Consider the following 17,230-nt stretch of genomic DNA (forward strand, 5'->3'; position numbering starts at 1 on the left):
GACGACGGAACTGCCGAACCGACAACCCCGTGAACGTCGGCACCCACACCTGGTCATCCGCACAGAACACCCGCTCCACACCAAGATCATCGCGCACAGCACCCGACCGTTACGGGACAACCCTTAGCATCACCGAACGAGTGCCATCCCGTGCAAGGGACGCCGTTCCGTACCACCGGACTATGAACCTCCATGGCGGGAGTCAGGCCTTCGGATGTGACCAGTTGACATGACAACGAGCCAGGACTGTCCTTGAGGGGCCGCGCCCCAGGCTCTCCGTGACACAGGCAGGCGCAGCATCGGCCCCATGACCTTGCGCCAACGATCAAGCACCGGGTAGCCGTCACCTACCCGAGCCCCTCAGGGAGCAGCGAGAGCCAGCGTTGACAACCCGCAGGTGCACCCCAGCTTTGCCTCGGAACCTCAAGCGCCCACAGAATCCCTGGGAGGTTCCCAAGCGAGAATCGGACATAACTCCATAGTGGATCACGCTGAGCCCTGCGGGACCATTGCGTTCCGTAATCATCGCAGCTCAGATACAGGTCGCAACGACCCCAAGCGGGTCGTCACCGTTGAAGCCTCATGGTCGACGTCCTGTCCCACGCGTGGGAGCCGAGTCGCAACGACCCCAAGCGGGTCGTCACCGTTGAAGCCCGGCGGCGACGGCGTCGCGGATCGGCGTCGAGTTGCCGGTCGCAACGACCCCAAGTGGGTCGTCACCTTTGAAGTGACTCTCGAGCTTGCCTGCGCGGGTGTTCGGGTGAGGTGTACGTATCGGGTTGCTGTGTTCGGTATCGGCAGTCGGCTCCGAGGTGAGTCGCTGTGCTCCACGATCACTTCGTGTGGCATTGGCGACTGGCAATCTGGGTTAGAGGCCGAGGCGTTTGGCGGCTATTTCGGTCATGATTTCGGTGGTGCCGCCGCCGATTCCCAGGATGCGGATGTCGCGGTAGTGGCGTTCTACTTCGGACTCGCGGAGGTAGCCCATGCCGCCGTGGAGTTGGACGGCCTCGTTGACGACGGTCTCGCATGCCTGGACGGCGGTGTTCTTGGCGAAGGCCATTTCGGTGAAGACGTCCTCGCCCGACACGTGCCGTTCGGCGACGTGGCGGGTGTAGACGCGGGCGACGTCCACCTGGCGTGCCATTTCGGCGACCTTGTGGCGGACGAGTTGGCGTGAGGACAGCGGGCGGCCGAAGGTTTCGCGGTCGCGTACCCAGTTCAGGGTGAGGTCGAGGCAGCGCTGTGCGTGGGCGTATGCCTGGACTGCGAGGGAGAGGCGCTCGGCCACGAAGTTCTGGACGATCTGGACGAAGCCGCTGTTCTCCGGTCCGACGAGGTTCCCGACCGGTACCCGGGCGTCGGTGAAGGAGAGCTCGGCCGTGTCGGAGCAGAGCCAGCCCATCTTCCGCAGGGACCGCGAGACGGCGAAGCCGGGGGTGCCCTTCTCGATGACCAGGAGGGAAATGCCGCCGAAGCCTGGCCCGCCTGTGCGGACGGCGGTGGTCACGAAGTCGGCTCGGACGCCGGACGTGATGTACAGCTTCGAGCCGTTCACGATGTAGGAGTCGCCGTCCCGGACGGCCGTCGTGCGCAGGCCCGCGACGTCCGATCCGGCGTCCGGTTCGGTGATGCCCAGTGCGCCGATCGTCTCGCCTGCGAGGGTCGGTATGGCGAATCGTTCGATCAGGTTCCGGTCGCCGGACGCCACGATGTGCGGGAGCGCGATCCCGTGCGTGAAGAGGGACGCCACCAGTCCGCCGGATGCCCCCGCCTGGATCATCTCCTCGGCGACGATCAGCGCGTCGAGGACCGACCCGCCCTGGCCTCCGGCGTCCTCGGGGAAGCCGATCCCCAGCAGGCCCGCCTTGGCCGCCGTCCGGTGCAGCGAGCGCGGCAGTTCGCCGGCCTCCTCCCATCCGTCCAGGTGGGGGAGGACCTCGCGTTCGGTGAAGTCGCGCACCATCGCCCGCAGGGCCGTCCGCTCGGGAGTGCTCCACACATCGCCTGCCACGGCCGCCTCCACGTCGATACCGAATCAGATTCGGAACCTAGCATGCCGGTGCGTCAGGATCTATCGGGGTGGAGTAGCCAGGTTCCGTGGGCGCGTAGTTGGTAGTAGCCCGGTCCGGGGGAGCGGAACTCCAGGTCCACGTCCCCGTCGCCGGACGCGACGCTCGCCACGAAGGCCAGGTCGTCGTCCAGGGCCTCCAGTGCGACCTGTCCGCGCCCGCGATGCCGGAGAATCCAGGCTTCCGCTGTGCCTTCGAAGCGGATGACGTCGGACCCGTCTCCTCGCCGTCCGTCGTCGTCCACGTTCGGAATGGTGTGGGCGGGCTCGGCGCTGACCGTCCATGCTGCGGCTTCGCCATCGGGGAAGGTCGCGGTGAACCTCAGGGTGCGGCGCGTTCCTGGGGCGGGGACGCGTGCGACGACCGGATCCGGGCCGCCGCCGAGCGCGTAGAAGCGGGAACTGCGCCTGTCCTTGTTCTCGAACCGCAGCTCGACCCGCGCGGGACGTTCGGTGCGGACGATCAGCACCCTCGGGCGCTCCCGAGGGAGTTCGACCTGGTGGGATGTCGTGCTGCCGCCTGGCAGCTCTGACGCGAACGCCTCCTGGACGGTCCGCGACATGTGCGGCGCGCGCCCTTCCTTGAGGTGGAGGGCATCGGCGGCGCAGACCGCGATCGTTATCGGCCTGCCGTTGGACGATCCCCAGCGGGCGTGGGTGGTCGCCGGGCCGTGGCGGGCGTCGAAGAAGCACAGAGGCAGCTGTTGTGGTCGTGGGCGTCCGGTCAGTCGCGCGTTCAGGCGGTCGAGGGCCTGTCGTCCGGTGTGCAGTGCCCGCAGTGTCCGTTCTGCGTCGGGGGTGCCGTCGAGTGCCTTGGTGGCCGCGTCGTATGCGTCGAGGGCTCTGCTCAGGTCCCGCCGGGACTTCGCGTCGTCGGGGGTGGCGGTGTGCGCTTGCAGCGATTCTCCGAACGCGATGACCTGTGCCTCAAGGTCCGCGGCGTCCGCGTCCGGCCGGTGGTCCCGTCGTTTGGAGGTCTTCTCCCACATGGGCACATCATGGCGGACGCGCCGGACGGCGGGAGGCCGGCGTCGCACGTCGGGATGGCGGATCCGAGGTGCGGCGCCGGCCTGGGGAACCGCCCTGCGGGAGGGCGGTGGCTCAGAAGCCGAGGATGGCGAAGATGATCCCGCCGACGACGTGCGCGATGACGGTGAGGATGCCGACGGCCCAGAAGAGCTTCTTGGCGGTGGGGTGGTCGAACTGGGAGCCCGCCTCGGCCGGTGCGGCGGAGCGCTTGAGCGCCTGGTTCTCCAGTTCGTCCAGGGACGGCAGGAAGGACGGTCGCTTGAGGGACATCCATTCTCCTCAGGGCGCTGGGCGGCGGTCCGGGGTGACGGCGCCGGCGGGGCGGGGCGCGTCCCGCGGACCGTCCGGGTCTCGGTTGACGCGCAAATGTTTGGTGTACAAAACGTTGCAGTACTATCTTTCTACCCCACAACCGCGTCTCAGGAGGAATCGTGGCCGGTGATCTGCGCGACATCCCCAACCCGCTGGCCCTGGAGAACCAGGTCTGCTTCGCCCTGGTCGTGGCCTCGCGGAGCGTCCTCGCGCACTACCGGCCGATCCTGGAGCCGATGGGGCTGACCCATCCGCAGTACCTGGTGATGCTGGCGCTCTGGGAGCACCGGCAGCTGTCGATCAAGGAGCTCAGCCGCCTGCTCCAGCTCGACCCGGGCACGCTGTCGCCGCTGCTCAAGCGGCTCGAGGCCGCCGGGCTCATCCGCCGCGAGCGGGACGTCCGGGACGAGCGCCTGCTGGCCGTCACGGTCACGCCCGCCGGTCAGGCCCTGCGCGAGCGGGCGGAGAGCATCCCCGCCACGATGATGGAGCGCCTGGGCATGAGCGTCGAGGAACTCCAGGACCTGCACCGGACGCTCACCCGCGTCATCGCCGCCGCCGGCGACGGCACCACCTGAGACGGACGCCGCCACGCGGTTCTGAACGGCCCCGAAGAGGGCGGCTGAATCCACCATTGCGGCCGGGCCCCTTCTGGGTGATCATGAAACGAGTGGCTGCGAACCCGGCCCGGAGGACGTCCTGACCCGACCCCGGCCAGGACGTTCGAAAGCCACCGGCCCCTTCTCACCCAGGAGCATCCGTGCTTTACGCATCGCTGGCCTGCCGCCTCACCCTGGCGTTGGTGATGACGCTCGCGGCCGTGGGCAAGTTGCGCTCACCCGGTGTCTTCGCCGCCTCCCTGAAGGGCTTCGAGTTCATCCCGGCGTGGTCGCGGCGTCCGCTGGCCTGGCTCGTCCCGGCGGCCGAACTCCTCATCACGCTGCTGCTGGCCGTGCCCGCCACCGTCACCGCCGGGTTCGTCGCCGCGGCGCTGTTCTGCGTCGGGCTGACGGCCGTGCCGACGATCGTCGTCGCGCGCGGGACGACCGTGAAGTGCGCGTGCTTCGGTTCCAGCGAGGTCCCGATGAGCGGCTGGCACATCGCCCGCAACGTGATCCTGCTGGCGGCGGCCGTCCTGGGCGCGGTCGTGGCGTTCACCGTCGGGGACGGCGTCCCCGGCGAGGTCCCCGGCATCATCCTGGCCGTGGTCACCGCAGGCCTCCTGACCGCCCTGACTGTCTTCGTCGACGACATCGCCGCCCTCTTCCAAACCCCGACCCCCGCCAGCGGCCGCACCCGCTGAACCCGGCTTTCCAGCCACGCATGCGCGAAAGCGCCCCGCTGAGATGGCGGGGCGCTTTGTTGTGGGGGCGGGGTCAGGTGGTCGCGGGCTTCGGGCGGCGGAGGAGGGCGATCGCCGTGCCGAGGAGCCACCAGCTGAAGAGCGCGCCCATGAGGGCGGTGGTGCCCCAGCCGTTGGCGGCGTAGAAGTGCGCGGGTGTGTTGCCGAAGAACAGGGACGGCATGAAGGCCAGGTTGACCAGGGCCAGGCCGCAGGTGAGCAGGCCCGCCCAGCGCGGCAGGACGGACGTTCGGAGGATGGCGTAACCGACCGATCCCAGGAACATCGCGAGGAGCATCCGGCCGATCGTCCCGTAGAGGATGTAGGTGCCGTCGACCGTGATGGTGGGATCGATCGGATGGTCGGACGCGATCACCGCCCCGGCCTCCAGCCCGGACGAGACGAGCGTGACGACGCCGTAGGCGAGGCCCGCGCCGCCGGCGAGGCGGCCGATCCAGGCGTTCTCCGGACTGGCCTGGGCGACGAACTCCCGGAAGGACATCGCGAAAGTGAGCACGAACCCGAGCGCCAGGACTCCGATGAGCAGTCGGCTCAGGACGTTCGACGCGGGCGGTGCGCCGGAGTAGACGAAATACAGCGGGACTTCCAGGAGAAGGGCCACCGCGGCGGCGAGTCCGGTGATTCCGGTAAGGCGGCGGGCGAGAGAGAGGTTCATCGCGTTTCCCATCGATGTGTGTGGGGGGACGCTTTGAATCCTTCGCCTTTCGGGAGCTTCGGCCAGTGGGGTTGGGCGCCCGGTGGACGGGGGCCTGAATCCCCCATTCCGGGTAGGCCGGGGCCCAGACGGCGTTCCCGCGTCAGAGGGGATCGGCTGGTGGGGCGACGGTTCCGTTCAGCAGGGCGGCGCCCAGGGGCGTGAGGGTGTGGAGGACCTGGTTGCCCTCGCGACGGGTGGTGATGAGGCGCGCCTCGCGGAGCACCCTGGCCTGATGGCTGGCGGTCGGCACGGGGATCGCGGCGCGCCGGGCCAGTTGCGTGGTGTTGCAGGCGCCCACGGCGATCGTCACCAGCACCCTGGCCCGCGTCCGGCCGAGGAGCGCGGCGACGGCCTTCTCCCTGGACGCGGGGGACGGGCTCACCGGCCATCGGGCCTCGTCGGCGACCGGGTACGTCAGGACCGGTGGCAGTTCGGGGTCGAGCAGGGTGACCGGGGCGCCCCAGCAGAAGACGGACGGCTGGAGCACCAGCCCGCGTCCGTCGAGGACGATGTCGTGGTCGGCGGGGTAGTCCAGTTCCAGCACCGGGTAGCTCCACCGCGCCGACGGATGGATCCCGCCCAGCACCTTCGGCCAGCCGCCCTCGGCGTGCGCCCTGGTCCGCAGGGCCAGGTCGTGCCGGACCTCGGCGTCGATCCGGTCCCAGTCGGGCGTCAGGCACACCTCGGCGTACTCGGTCACGGCGTCGGCCATCTTGGCGACCGTCTCCGTCCGTCCCGCGGCCAGTTCCGCGACCCAGCCGGGGACGGGACGGCCCGGGTGCCGCGCGGCCAGCTCCGCGAGGTCGCCGCGCAACCGGGTGCGGCGGGTGCCGCGCAGGGCCTCCACGCCGTCCCGTAACGTCCCCGAGGTGGTGACGGGCGTGAGGAAGTCGACGGCGTAGCCGGCGGACGGCACCAGGTCGGTCAGCATGCGCGCCGAGTCGGGGACCTTCGGTCCGACGCGTCGCCGCCACCGTCCGAACACCGCCGCACCCTGGGGGCGCCGCAGCCGGTACAGGCTGAGCAGTCCTTCCCACATCGCGTCCGGCCCCGCCGCCAGCCGCGTCCGCGGAAGATCGTCACCGGTGAAATGAATCCTCAGCATTTCGCCACCCCGTGCCGCCGGGCCACGCGAACCCGAAATCTCTGCCACTTCTCCTTACTACGACCGTCGGCCGCCCTGATCAGGTTCGGCCGAGCCGCCCTGACCACTGGCCGAATTAGGCCATCCCTCCGTCGCGGGGGACGGGCGTCGCGGGCGGCCCGATGTCCGGCCCCGCTTCGGACGGGCGGGCGAGAAACGCGAGGTCGCCCGACGGATCGTGGGTGCCTGGCCTCCCGTCATTCGGGTGCCGGCGGAGGAAGTGGAATGGTTTCGGAAAAGGAAGTGGACGGTGATCTACATTTGTAATTTGTGGGGTTCTGGCCGGAGAAGGTCACTTTATTGGTGAATGGTTCTCATGAGGCGGGAGGTGTGCGACAGTGATCCTCGTTCGGTCTCTTGCCGAATGTCATTGGTGTGCGAGGGGAGCTGTCGCATGTCACGTCGACATCGTTGGTTGTCGCGTCCATTCATGGTTCTGGGGGCGGGTGCCGCGCTCGTCGCGGCGGTCGCCACCGCGCCGGCCGGGGCCGCGCCCACGGTCGTGAAAGCCGATCAGGGGCCGAGCTCGGCCGGATGCGCCAACCGGGTCAACGACACGGCGCGCAAGCTGGTGGAGTGCGTCCGGACCGAGGACCTGTGGCGCCACATGAAGGCGTTCCAGGCCATCGCCGACGCGAACCCGGGGCCTGACGGGCACGCGTCGCGCAACTCCGGGGAGCCGGGGTACAAGGCGTCGGTGGACTACGTCGCCAAGCTGATGCGCCAGGCCGGCTACGACGTCACGATCCAGAAGTACAAGTTCTTCTACTTCGCCTACAAGGGCATCCCGACGTTCCGTTCGGTGTCGCCGACGCCGCACGACTACACCGTGGTCACCGACTGGAACCCCGGCCAGAGCACCGGGACGGCGAACGCGGAGCTCCAACCCGCGGGCGGCATGGTCCTCCCGCCGTCGCCGACGCCCAGCTCGACCAGCGGGTGCAAGGCGTCCGACTTCAGCGGCTTCCAGGCCGGGCGCGTCGCGCTCATCCAGCGCGGCGGGTGCAACTACGGCGTCAAGGTCCTGAACGCGCAGGCGGCCGGCGCGTCCGGAGTGGTCGTCTTCAACGAGGGCAACCCGGGGCGGACGGGCGTGATCTCCGGCAGCCTCACCGACGCCGACGGCAACCGGATCGTCCCGACGATCCCGGTGGCGTTCACCGCGTTCCAGACGGGCAGTGACCTGCTCGACCAGTACAACCAGGCCGTCCAGAACAACACGGCGCTGCCGAAGCTCAACCTCGACATCCAGGCGAAGGTCGACCCCAACGCCGACGACTACAACGTGATCGCCGACTCCAAGGGCGGCGACCCGAACCACACCGTGGTCGTCGACGCGCACCTCGACGCGATCTACGGCGCCGGGATGCTCGACAACGCCTCCGGGTCCGCGACGATCCTCAACGTCGCCCAGCTGATGCGCAAGGTCACACCGCGCAACAAGCTGCGGTTCATCTGGTTCGGCGGCGAGGAACTGGGCGAGCTCGGCTCGTCGTATTACGTCAACAACCTGAGCCCGACCGAGCTGGGCAAGATCGGCTACGACCTCGACGCGGACGTCACCGCGACGCCGAACTACGTGGTCGGCGTGCTCGACCCGGCGGGCGTCGACCTGTTCACCCGCGTGGTCTCGACGCAGTTCCCGCCGCAGGTGTACGAGCCGTCGAAGGTCGCCCGGGACGTGGGGATCAACTACTTCAACTCCATCGGGAAGAAGCAGATCCTGTTCTCCCCGATCGGGACGGACGCGGAGCAGTTCAACCTCGCCGGGGTCCCCGCGAGCGGCGTCCTGACCGGTCAGGACTGCTGCAAGCTCCAGTCGGACGTCGACATGTTCGGCGGGACCCTGGGGAACTTCGAGGGGACCATCCCGAGCAGCGACGGCGGATGCGTCGACAACCCGTTCCGCTGGTGCGACAACCTCGCCAACAACGACCCGAAGGTCCTGACCTTCATGTCCAAGGGCTTCGCCGGCATGGTGGTCAACATGGCCTTCGACACGAAGGTGCTGGGCGCGGCGGCCAATCCACGCGTCCATCCCTTGGCACCGAAGGCCCATCCGAGTAACAGAGGGGCCCCGACCAGCTGACCGAAGGTGATCACGCGAACATGAGACGGCCCCGGCGGTGTGTCACCGCCGGGGCCGTCCCCTGTGTGGCCTCACATGGCGCGTGGCGGAGGGGCGTTCCCCTGCCGTCCTACGACACGCGCGTCAGTGCTCGTTCGGCCGGTCACTTGACGTGCAGCAGGACCGTGTTGCTCTTGTAGGGGTGGCGCCAGTGGTTGTGGCTGTCCTTGGACTGGACGCTGCCGCGGAAGGTGTAGGCGCCCTTCTTCGCGCCCACGTTGTAGGCGATGGTGTAGATCTGCGCCTCGTCCTTGCGGTTCCAGTGGCTTAGCGTCGTGCACTTCACGGTCGTGAACTTCGCCTTGCCGGCCGAGCGCTCGAGGCAGAACCGCAGTCCGCTGAGGTGCACCCCGGCGGAGTCGGAGGCCGCCCGCAGCTGGAACGCCACGGTGCTGCGGGGGTGGACGGTCTTGTGGCCGGCCTTCAGCGTGAAGCTGGACTTCGCCGAGGCCGCCCCGGCGGTGCCCAGCGTGACCGCCCCGGCGGTCGCGAGAACGCCCGCGGTGAGGATGAGCTTGCGTCGCATCAGCAACTCCTGTCTCGTCTTGGTGGACGAGACGTTAGATGCGTTGTTTACGCAAGAGGTTAAGTATTGATCGTGTGACGTGCGCCACTTTCGCATCTGCCTCGAAAACGCCCCGTGCCGGGACCGATCGGCGCGCGCGGACGGGCGGTCAGCGTCGGTCAGCGTCGGTCAATGAGAGCGAGACGGGTGCGGGCGGCCAGGGCGGCGGTGCTGTACCAGACGCCGATGAGGCCCATCAGCGAACGGAGGTCGGGGACCTCGCAGGACACGGTGTACTCGTCGACGCGCTCGGCGCCGGGGACGTCGGCGGCGTACTCGGCGGCCGTGGGGATCTGGAACCCGGCGGTCACGACCAGGCGCTCCGGCAGGGGGACGGGACGCAGCGACGGGGCGTTCCCGACGGCCGCGGTGGCGGCCTCGCGGATGAGCGCCTGGGCGCGCCGGGGGTGCAGGCTGTCGGCGGCGGTGTAGCCCTCGGCGGTCTTCACCGTGGCGGTGACCACGCCGGGGAAGACGCGCTCGGCGAGGGCGCAGATCTGGTCGTCGCCGGTGACCAGGCCGACGGGGACGCCGTGCTCGGCGGCCAGCAGCGCGTTGACCTCGGCCTCGGAGACGATCTCGTCGTTGAGGCGCAGCCAGGTGAAGAACGACGAGAAGCTGTGGGCGAGGACGCCGGGACAGCCGCCCGGCGCGTGATAGCCGACGAACAGGGCCACGGCGTGGCGTCCGTCCAGGCCGTGGGCCATGCACTGGGCCTTGGGGGAGCCGGTGACCAGGCGGGCACGCTCGTCCAGGGCGTCCTGGAGGAAGTTGTCCATCGTGCCGTGGCTGTCGTTGACCACGACCGTGTCGGCGCCCGCGTCGAACGCGCCGGCGATCGCGGCGTTGGCCTCGGCGGTCATCAGCTCCTGCGAGCGGGGGTAGTTGTGCCCTCCGCGCACGATCTGGTCCACCGTGGCGATGCCGGCGATGCCTTCCATATCCACCGAGATGTAGACGTCCAAGACCGCTCCCTTCGTGTTTGCCGCGAGTATGCCGGGGGTGGGAGCGGGGCGGCTTCGGTGCCCGACACAGGGAACGGGCAGGATTTTCGTGCGGCCGCACGAATCGGGGCCGCCGGAGGGTGCCTACCGTTCAGCCCATGGGCGGCGGACGAAGCGGATGTGTTGAGGAGGCCCTGTGCACCGACCCCTGGCCATCGACGATCTCTACCTGCTCGCGTTGCCCGGCGATCCCGCCCTGGCACCGGGCGGGGAGCGGGTCGTCTACACGCTGACCACGCAGGACGCCGAGCTCGACCGGGCGGAGAGCGCGCTGTGGGAGGTCCGCGCGGACGGCGGGGCGCCGCGTCCGCTGACGCGCGGCCCCGCCGACCTGGCGCCGCGCTGGTCCCCGGACGGTGCGACGCTGGCGTTCCTGCGCGCGGGCCGGATCCACCTGCTGCCCGCCGACGGGGGCGAGGCCGTTCCGCTGACCGACCGGGACGCGGGCGTCCCGGTCTGGTCCCCGGACGGCGCCCGCATCGCGTTCGCGGCCCCCGCCGACCGGCCCGACCCGGACGCGCCCGTCCAGGTCGACCGGCTCGGCTACAAGGCCGACGGGCACGGGCTGCTCGGGAACGTTCCCACCGCGCTGTTCGTGGTGGACGTCGCGACGGGCGAGACCACGCGGATCACCGACTCCGTGCGGCACGGGGTGCACCGCGCGGGGCAGCCCGCCTGGTCGCCCGAAGGGACCCGGCTGGCGTTCCCCGCCTCGGTCGGCGACCGGGCCGACGTGACCGGCGCGCTGGTCGCCTGTGTGACGGATCTGGACGGCGTCGACCTGCGCGTGCTCGGGAACACCGAGGGTGTGACCGCGTCCGTCGGCTGGTTCCCGGACGGTGAGGCCCTGCTGGTTGTCGGGCAGGACACCGTCCGCGCCGGGCACCTGAATCTCGTCCGCCAGCCGCTGGACGGGTCGTCCGGCACCGTGCTGACCGCCGCGCTCGACCGGAACGTGATGCCGGGCATGCCGGGCTATCCGGGGGCGCTCCCGCAGTTCACCGGAAAGGACGCCGGCGGGCTGCTCTTCTGCGCCCGCGACCGCGGCGTCACCCGCCTGTACCGGCTCGGGGACGCCGGGATCGCCGAGGTCCCGCTGCCCGCCGGGACCGGCGTCGCGGCCTGCTCGGTCGCCGCCGGGACGGGCCGGGCGGCCGTGCTGGTCGCCGACGCCACCCGCTTCGCCGAGATCGAGCTCCTCGACCTCGCCACCGACCGGACGACCCGCCTCACCCGGCACACCGCCGACTCCCTGCCCGGCGTCGACCTCCCGGAGATCACCGAACGGGAGTTCACGATCTCCGACGGCACCCGCGTGCACGGCTTCCTCATCCGGGACCCCGCCGCGCCCCCCGGCGGCCCCCTGCTGGTGGACGTCCACGGTGGCCCGCACAACGCCTGGGCGCCGCACGCCGACTCCGTCCACCTCTACCACCACGAGCTCGCCGCCCGCGGCTGGACGATCCTGGCGCTCAACATCCGCGGCAGCGACGGCTACGGCGAGGCGTTCTACACCGCCGCGCTCGGCGCGTGGGGCGAGGGCGACGAGCGGGACGTCCTGGAACCCGTCCAGGCCCTGGTCGACGAGGGCCTGGCCGATCCCGACCGCATCGCGCTGACCGGCTACAGCTACGGCGGGTACCTCACGTGCTGGCTGTCGGCGCGCAGCCGGGTGTTCCGGGTCGCGGTCCCGGGCGGCGTCGTCACCGACCTGGTCTCGATGGCCGGAACGTCCGACGTGGGGCAGGACCTGATCGACTCCGAGATCGGCCCGCGGGACCGGCTCGCCGCGCTGTCCCCGCTGACGCACGCCGACGCGGTGCGCGTCCCGACGCTGATCCTGCACGGCGAGGCCGACGACCGCTGCCCGGTCGGCCAGGCCGAGCAGTGGTTCCACGCGCTGCGCTCGCGCGGCGTGCCGGTCCGCCTCGTCCGGTATCCGGGCGGCGACCACATGTTCCTGCTCACCGGACGGCCCTCGCACCGGGCCGACTACTCCCGCCGTCTCGTCGGCTGGGTCACCGAACACCTGGGAGGCGACCGTGACTGACATTCCGTTCAACGAGAGAGTGGCGCCCGGCGCCGTCGATGCCGCGCACTGGGCCGGGCGGTTGAGCGCCCTGGCCGCCGAGCACGGCGTGCCCGGCGCGAGCCTGGGCATCCTGGCCGGCGGCGAGATCACCGAGGCCGCCACGGGCCTGGCCAACGTCGGCGCGCGGATCGAGGCCACCACCGACACGCTGTGGCAGATCGGCTCGATCTCCAAGGTCTGGACGGCCACCGTCGCGATGGCGCTCGTCGACGAGGGCGTCCTGGACCTGGACGTCCCCGTCGCCGAGACGCTGCCGGGCCTGCGGCTCGGCACCCCGGAGCTGACCGGGCGGGTCACCCTGCGGCACCTGCTCACCCACACCAGCGGGATCGACGGCGACTTCTTCGTCGACACCGGACGCGGCGACGACTGCCTCGAACGCTACGCCGCGCTCCTCGCCGAGGCCGCCGCCAACCACCCGGTCGGCGCGACCATGTCCTACTGCAACGCCGGATTCACCCTGGCGGGCCGCGTCCTCGAACAGGTCACCGGCGTGCAGTGGGACCGGCTGATGCGCGAACGCCTCTACGAGCCGCTCGGCCTCACCCACACCGCGACGCTTCCGGAGGACGTCCTGCGCCACCGCGCCGCCGCCGGGCACATGGGCGACCCGCCCGCCGTCGCGCCGCACTGGACGCTCATGCGCTCGACCGGACCGGCGGGCCTGATCTGCTCCACGCCCCGCGACGTCCTGACCTTCGCCCGTCTCCACCTCGACGACGGCCTGACCCCCGGCGGCGCGCGCCTGCTCTCGGCGGACGCCGCGCAGGCGATGCGGACGCCGCAGGTCGCCCTGCCCGACACCCGCACCCTGGGCGACGCGTGGGGGCTGGGCTGGATCCTGATGGGCTGGTCCGGACGCCGCCTGTACGGCCACGACGGCAACACCATCGGCCAGAGCGCCTTCCTGCGGGTGCTGCCCGACGCGGGGCTCGCGGTCTGCCTGCTCACCAACGGCGGCGACACCAGGAGCCTCTTCCAGGACCTCTACGGCGAGATCTTCTCCGACCTCGCCGGGGTCGACGTGCCCGCGCCGCCCGAGCCCTCCGAGACACACGTCCCGGACGACCCGTCGCGTCACGTGGGCGTCTACGAGCGCGCGTCGACCCGCATGGAGGTGTTCGAACGGGACGGCGGCCTGGTCCTGCGGTCCACGGCGACCGGGGAGCTGGCCGCGATGCTCTCCGAGTCCGAGCGGTGCCAGGAGGAGCCGCTGCTGCCGCTGGAGCCGGGGGTCTTCGTCGTCCGGCGGCCCGGCATGCGCGGCTGGTTCCCGGTGACGTTCTACGAGCTCGACGACGGCACCCCGTACGTCCACCACGGCATTCGCGCGACGCCCAAGGTGGGCTGATGACGGACCGTAACGCGGCGACGCCGCACCCGCACGCGCCCGTGCCGAACCTGTACGCGGAGGCGGAGGCCCGGACGGACGAGATGGTCGCCGACATCGGGGACCTGGTGCGCGTCGAGTCGCCCACCGCGGACGTGGCGGCCGTGCGCCGCTGCGCCCAGAAGGTCGCCGAGCTGGGCGCGCGCCTGACCGGATCCGACCCCGAATGGCTGGAGGCCGGCGGACGGCCGCACCTGCGCTGGCGGTTCGGCGCGGGCGACCGGGTGCTGCTGCTCGGCCACTTCGACACCGTCTGGCCCGTCGGCGCGCTCGCCACCCACCCGTTCGCCGTGACCGGCGGGCGGATGACCGGCCCCGGCTGCTTCGACATGAAGGCCGGGCTCGTCCAGATCTTCCACGCCCTGGCCCTCCTGGACGACCTGGACGGCGTGAGCGTGCTCGCCACCAGCGACGAGGAGACCGGATCCCGCACCTCCCGCGCCCTGGTCGAGGCGGAGGCCCGCCGGGTCTCGTCCGCCCTGGTGCTGGAGGCGAGCGAACGCGGCGCGCTGAAGACCGCTCGGAAGGGCGTGTCCACCTACGACCTGCGCATCGTCGGGAAGGCGGCACACGCCGGGCTCGAACCGCACCGCGGCGTGAACGCCACCGTCGAGCTGGCCCACCAGGTGCAGGCCGTCGCGGCGCTCGCCGACCCGGCGGCGGGCACCTCGGTGACGCCGACGGTCGCCTCGTCCGGGACGACCCGCAACACCGTCCCGGACGAGGCCGTCCTGCTGGTGGACGTCCGCGCCGTCACGTCCGCCGAACAGGACCGGGTCGACGCGGCGCTGCGCGCGCTGTGTCCCGCGCTGCCCGGCGCGCGACTCGAGGTGACCGGCGGCCCCGACCGCCCGCCGCTCCAGGAGGAGTCGTCGGCGGGGCTGTTCGCCCTGGCGTCCCGCCTGAACGAGGAGCTCGGCCTCGGGCCCCTGCGGGGCGTCGCCGTGGGCGGCGGCTCCGACGGGAACCTCACCGCCGGGGCCGGCACGCCCACCCTGGACGGCCTCGGAGCGGTCGGCGGCGGCGCACACGCCGACCACGAACACGTGATCGTCGCCGAGCTGCCGCGCCGGACCGCGCTGCTCGCGGCGCTCGTCCGCGACCTGACGACATCGAAGGGCGAACCGGAATGACCCACCGACCCGAGACCGGCCCGGCGGCCGCCACAGAGGTCGCCGACGCCGTGCGGCGGGCCGCGGGCCGCGCCGCCGAGCGGGCCGCGGACGCCGCGGGCGTCGACATCAGGGAGCTGACCGACCTCCGCGACCTGGCCGAGGCGTCCGCGCTGATCGACCGGGTGTGGCGTCCCCCGGCCGGGAGCTCGCTCATCACCCCCGAGTTCATCCGCGTGATCGAGCACATCGGCGGCTACGTCGTCGGGGTGTACACCGGCGGGCGGATGACCGGGACCTGCGTCGGCCTGCTCGCCGCCGACGGACTCCACTCCCACATCGCCGGACTCGAGGGCCCCACCCGGGGAGGCGGCGCCGGCCACGCCCTCAAGCTGCACCAGCGCGCCTGGTCCCTGGACCGGGGCATCACCAGGGTGAGCTGGACGTTCGATCCGCTGATCGCCCGCAACGCCTACTTCAACCTGGCGAAACTCGGCGCGGCCCCGGCCGAGTACCTGCCCGACTTCTACGGCGCGATGCGGGACGAGGTGAACCAGGGCGAGCCGACCGACCGCCTCCTCGTCCACTGGGACCTGACGGGACCGCGCGCGACCGCCGCCTGCGAGGGCCGCCCGCACCGCCCGGACCTTCCGGACGCGGGCCCGCGCCCGGTCGTCGGGCTCGACGCCGAACCCGACGGGACCCCGGCCGCCGGACGCCTCGACGGACCGACCGTCCTCGTCCGGGTCCCGTCCGACGTGGAGGCCATGCGGGTCTCCGCTCCCGAGACCGCCCGGGAGTGGCGGCACGCCGTCCGCGACGTCCTCGGCGGCCTGATGGCCGAGGGGGCGACCGTCACCGGCTTCACCCGGGACGGCCGGTACGTGCTCGAACGCAACGAAGGGGACCCCCGATGAAGCTCGCCGGAGTCGAACTGCGCCGGATCGCGATGCCGCTGGTCGCGCCGTTCCGCACCTCGTTCGGAACGCAGACCGCCCGGGAGATCCTGCTGGTCAGGGTCGAGACCGGCGACGGCGAGGGGTACGGCGAGTGCGTCACCATGGCCGACCCCGTCTACTCCTCCGAGTACACCGACGGCGCGGTCGACGTGCTCCGCCGCCACCTGATCCCCGCCCTGACGGCCCGTCCCGACCTCGATCCGTGGGCCGTGGCACCGGCGCTCGCCCACATCAAGGGCCATCGCATGGCCAAGGCCGCGCTGGAGACGGCCGTCCTGGACGCCTGGCTCCGCGCCCGGTCGCTGTCCTTCGGCGCCTGGCTCGGCGCGACCGCCGACCGGGTCCCGGCCGGGGTCTCTGTCGGGATCATGGACTCGATCCCCGCGCTCCTGGACGCCGTCGACGGCTACCTCGCCCAGGGGTACCGGCGGATCAAGCTGAAGATCGAGCCCGGCTGGGACGTCGAGCCCGTCGCGGCCGTCCGCGAGCGCTTCGGCGACGCGGTCCCGCTCCAGGTCGACGCCAACACCGCCTACACCGTCGCCGACGCCGCCCACCTGGCCCGGCTGGACGACTACGGGCTCCTCCTCATCGAGCAGCCCCTCGACGAGGAGGACGTGCGCGGCCACGCCGTCCTCGCCGCCGCCGTCCGCACCCCGATCTGCCTGGACGAGTCGATCGTGTCCGCCCGGTCGGCCGCCGACGCGATCGCCCTCGGCGCCTGCTCGATCGTCAACATCAAACCCGGACGCGTCGGCGGCTACCTCGAGGCCCGCCGGATCCACGACGTCTGCGCCGCGCACGGCGTCCCCGTCTGGTGCGGCGGCATGCTCGAGAGCGGACTCGGCCGCGCCGCGAACGTCGCCCTCGCCGCGCTGCCGGGCTTCACCCTCCCCGGCGACACCTCCGCGTCCGACCGCTACTACAGGACCGACATCACCGAGCCGTTCGTCCTCGAGGACGGCCACCTGCGCGTGCCGACCGGACCCGGCCTCGGCGTCCTGCCCGACCCCGCCCGGCTCGCCGAGGTCACCGTCGCCACCGAGTGGATCGCCGCCTGATCGGCGGGGCCGCCGCGCGGGCGACCAGGGAAGATCGCCTACGTTGAGGGGATGACCACGCCGCCCGCCGCCGTCCTCGGCCGTATCCTCACCGACCTGGGATCCACCCTCGTCGAGGTCGCGGCCGGGGACCCGGACCCGGCGCGCCCGGTCGGCGGCGTCCTCATCCACGACCCCCACGACGAGCCCGCCCGGCTCCCCGGCGCCGTCGTCCTCGGCGTCGGCGTGCACGGCGCCGGGCCCGTCGCGGCGCTCGTCGAACGGGCCGCCGCCCTCGACGCCGCCGCGGTCATCGTCCGGTCC

At 71.6% G+C, this 17,230-nt stretch carries 15 protein-coding genes and 1 pseudogene; 9 read left to right on the top strand and 7 right to left on the bottom strand.

Annotated elements, in window-relative coordinates; genetic code table 11:
* Positions 1 to 868 precede the first annotated feature (868 nt).
* From EBO15_RS38695 to EBO15_RS38705, 3 genes are all read right to left on the bottom strand, one after another.
* Positions 869 to 2,014, bottom strand: a complete 1,146-nt coding sequence (locus EBO15_RS38695; RefSeq protein WP_122199453.1) for an acyl-CoA dehydrogenase family protein — start codon at positions 2,012 to 2,014, stop codon at positions 869 to 871.
* A gap of 53 nt (positions 2,015 to 2,067) precedes the next feature.
* The gene (locus EBO15_RS38700; protein WP_122199444.1) at positions 2,068 to 3,060 is read right to left on the bottom strand and encodes a hypothetical protein; all 993 of its coding nucleotides are present in this window, start codon (positions 3,058 to 3,060) and stop codon (positions 2,068 to 2,070) included.
* Positions 3,061 to 3,172: 112 nt separating this feature from the next.
* Complete coding sequence (locus EBO15_RS38705) at positions 3,173 to 3,370, bottom strand: hypothetical protein (RefSeq protein ID WP_122199445.1); 198 nt, start codon at positions 3,368 to 3,370, stop codon at positions 3,173 to 3,175.
* A gap of 161 nt (positions 3,371 to 3,531) precedes the next feature.
* On the opposite strand from EBO15_RS38705, the gene EBO15_RS38710 reads away from it, so the two are divergent.
* Entirely contained in the window at positions 3,532 to 3,990 is a 459-nt protein-coding gene (locus EBO15_RS38710; protein ID WP_233616758.1) for a MarR family winged helix-turn-helix transcriptional regulator, read from the top strand.
* A gap of 182 nt (positions 3,991 to 4,172) precedes the next feature.
* On the top strand, positions 4,173 to 4,715 hold the full coding sequence (locus EBO15_RS38715; protein WP_122199446.1) for a MauE/DoxX family redox-associated membrane protein: 543 nt from the start codon (positions 4,173 to 4,175) through the stop codon (positions 4,713 to 4,715).
* A 73-nt stretch (positions 4,716 to 4,788) separates the two neighbouring features.
* On the opposite strand, the gene EBO15_RS38720 is transcribed toward EBO15_RS38715, so the two are convergent.
* Together EBO15_RS38720 and EBO15_RS38725 are read right to left on the bottom strand one after the other, a co-directional pair.
* On the bottom strand, positions 4,789 to 5,430 hold the full coding sequence (locus tag EBO15_RS38720) for a hypothetical protein (RefSeq protein ID WP_122199455.1): 642 nt from the start codon (positions 5,428 to 5,430) through the stop codon (positions 4,789 to 4,791).
* A 142-nt stretch (positions 5,431 to 5,572) separates the two neighbouring features.
* Positions 5,573 to 6,577 carry an ArsR/SmtB family transcription factor gene (locus EBO15_RS38725; RefSeq protein ID WP_122199447.1) on the bottom strand — a complete coding sequence of 335 codons (1,005 nt, stop codon included), beginning with the start codon at positions 6,575 to 6,577 and terminating at the stop codon, positions 5,573 to 5,575.
* A gap of 469 nt (positions 6,578 to 7,046) precedes the next feature.
* On the opposite strand from EBO15_RS38725, the gene EBO15_RS38730 reads away from it, so the two are divergent.
* Positions 7,047 to 8,705, top strand: a complete 1,659-nt coding sequence (locus EBO15_RS38730; protein WP_158628476.1) for a M20/M25/M40 family metallo-hydrolase — start codon at positions 7,047 to 7,049, stop codon at positions 8,703 to 8,705.
* Positions 8,706 to 8,847: 142 nt separating this feature from the next.
* On the opposite strand, the gene EBO15_RS38735 is transcribed toward EBO15_RS38730, so the two are convergent.
* A complete protein-coding gene (locus EBO15_RS38735; protein ID WP_122199449.1) occupies positions 8,848 to 9,270 on the bottom strand; it encodes a hypothetical protein in 423 nt (140 codons plus the stop codon).
* Between the two features lie 158 nt (positions 9,271 to 9,428).
* Positions 9,429 to 10,274, bottom strand: a complete 846-nt coding sequence (locus EBO15_RS38740) for a M55 family metallopeptidase (RefSeq protein ID WP_122199450.1) — start codon at positions 10,272 to 10,274, stop codon at positions 9,429 to 9,431.
* A gap of 175 nt (positions 10,275 to 10,449) precedes the next feature.
* Here EBO15_RS38740 and EBO15_RS45570 point away from each other — a divergent pair, with 175 nt between their 5' ends.
* From EBO15_RS45570 to EBO15_RS38765, 6 genes and pseudogenes are all read left to right on the top strand, one after another.
* Positions 10,450 to 12,363: a S9 family peptidase gene (locus EBO15_RS45570; protein WP_199745097.1), complete on the top strand. Its 1,914-nt coding sequence runs from the start codon at positions 10,450 to 10,452 to the stop codon at positions 12,361 to 12,363.
* Positions 12,356 to 13,756, top strand: a complete 1,401-nt coding sequence (locus tag EBO15_RS45575; RefSeq protein WP_233616759.1) for a serine hydrolase domain-containing protein — start codon at positions 12,356 to 12,358, stop codon at positions 13,754 to 13,756. Before EBO15_RS45570 ends, EBO15_RS45575 begins: the two co-directional genes overlap by 8 nt.
* The gene (locus tag EBO15_RS38750; RefSeq protein ID WP_122199451.1) at positions 13,756 to 14,928 is read left to right on the top strand and encodes a M20 family metallopeptidase; all 1,173 of its coding nucleotides are present in this window, start codon (positions 13,756 to 13,758) and stop codon (positions 14,926 to 14,928) included. The genes EBO15_RS45575 and EBO15_RS38750 overlap by 1 nt, the downstream gene beginning before the upstream one ends.
* Positions 14,925 to 15,824, top strand: a complete 900-nt coding sequence (locus tag EBO15_RS38755; protein WP_233616760.1) for a GNAT family N-acetyltransferase — start codon at positions 14,925 to 14,927, stop codon at positions 15,822 to 15,824. Before EBO15_RS38750 ends, EBO15_RS38755 begins: the two co-directional genes overlap by 4 nt.
* Positions 15,821 to 16,927, top strand: a complete 1,107-nt coding sequence (gene menC / locus EBO15_RS38760; RefSeq protein ID WP_122199452.1) for an o-succinylbenzoate synthase — start codon at positions 15,821 to 15,823, stop codon at positions 16,925 to 16,927. The genes EBO15_RS38755 and menC overlap by 4 nt, the downstream gene beginning before the upstream one ends.
* 51 nt (positions 16,928 to 16,978) lie before the next feature.
* Positions 16,979 to 17,230, top strand: a pseudogene (locus EBO15_RS38765) (PucR family transcriptional regulator); the annotation flags it as partial.

Source organism: Actinomadura harenae, assembly GCF_003696215.1.
Classification (GTDB): Bacteria; Actinomycetota; Actinomycetes; order Streptosporangiales; family Streptosporangiaceae; genus Spirillospora; species Spirillospora harenae.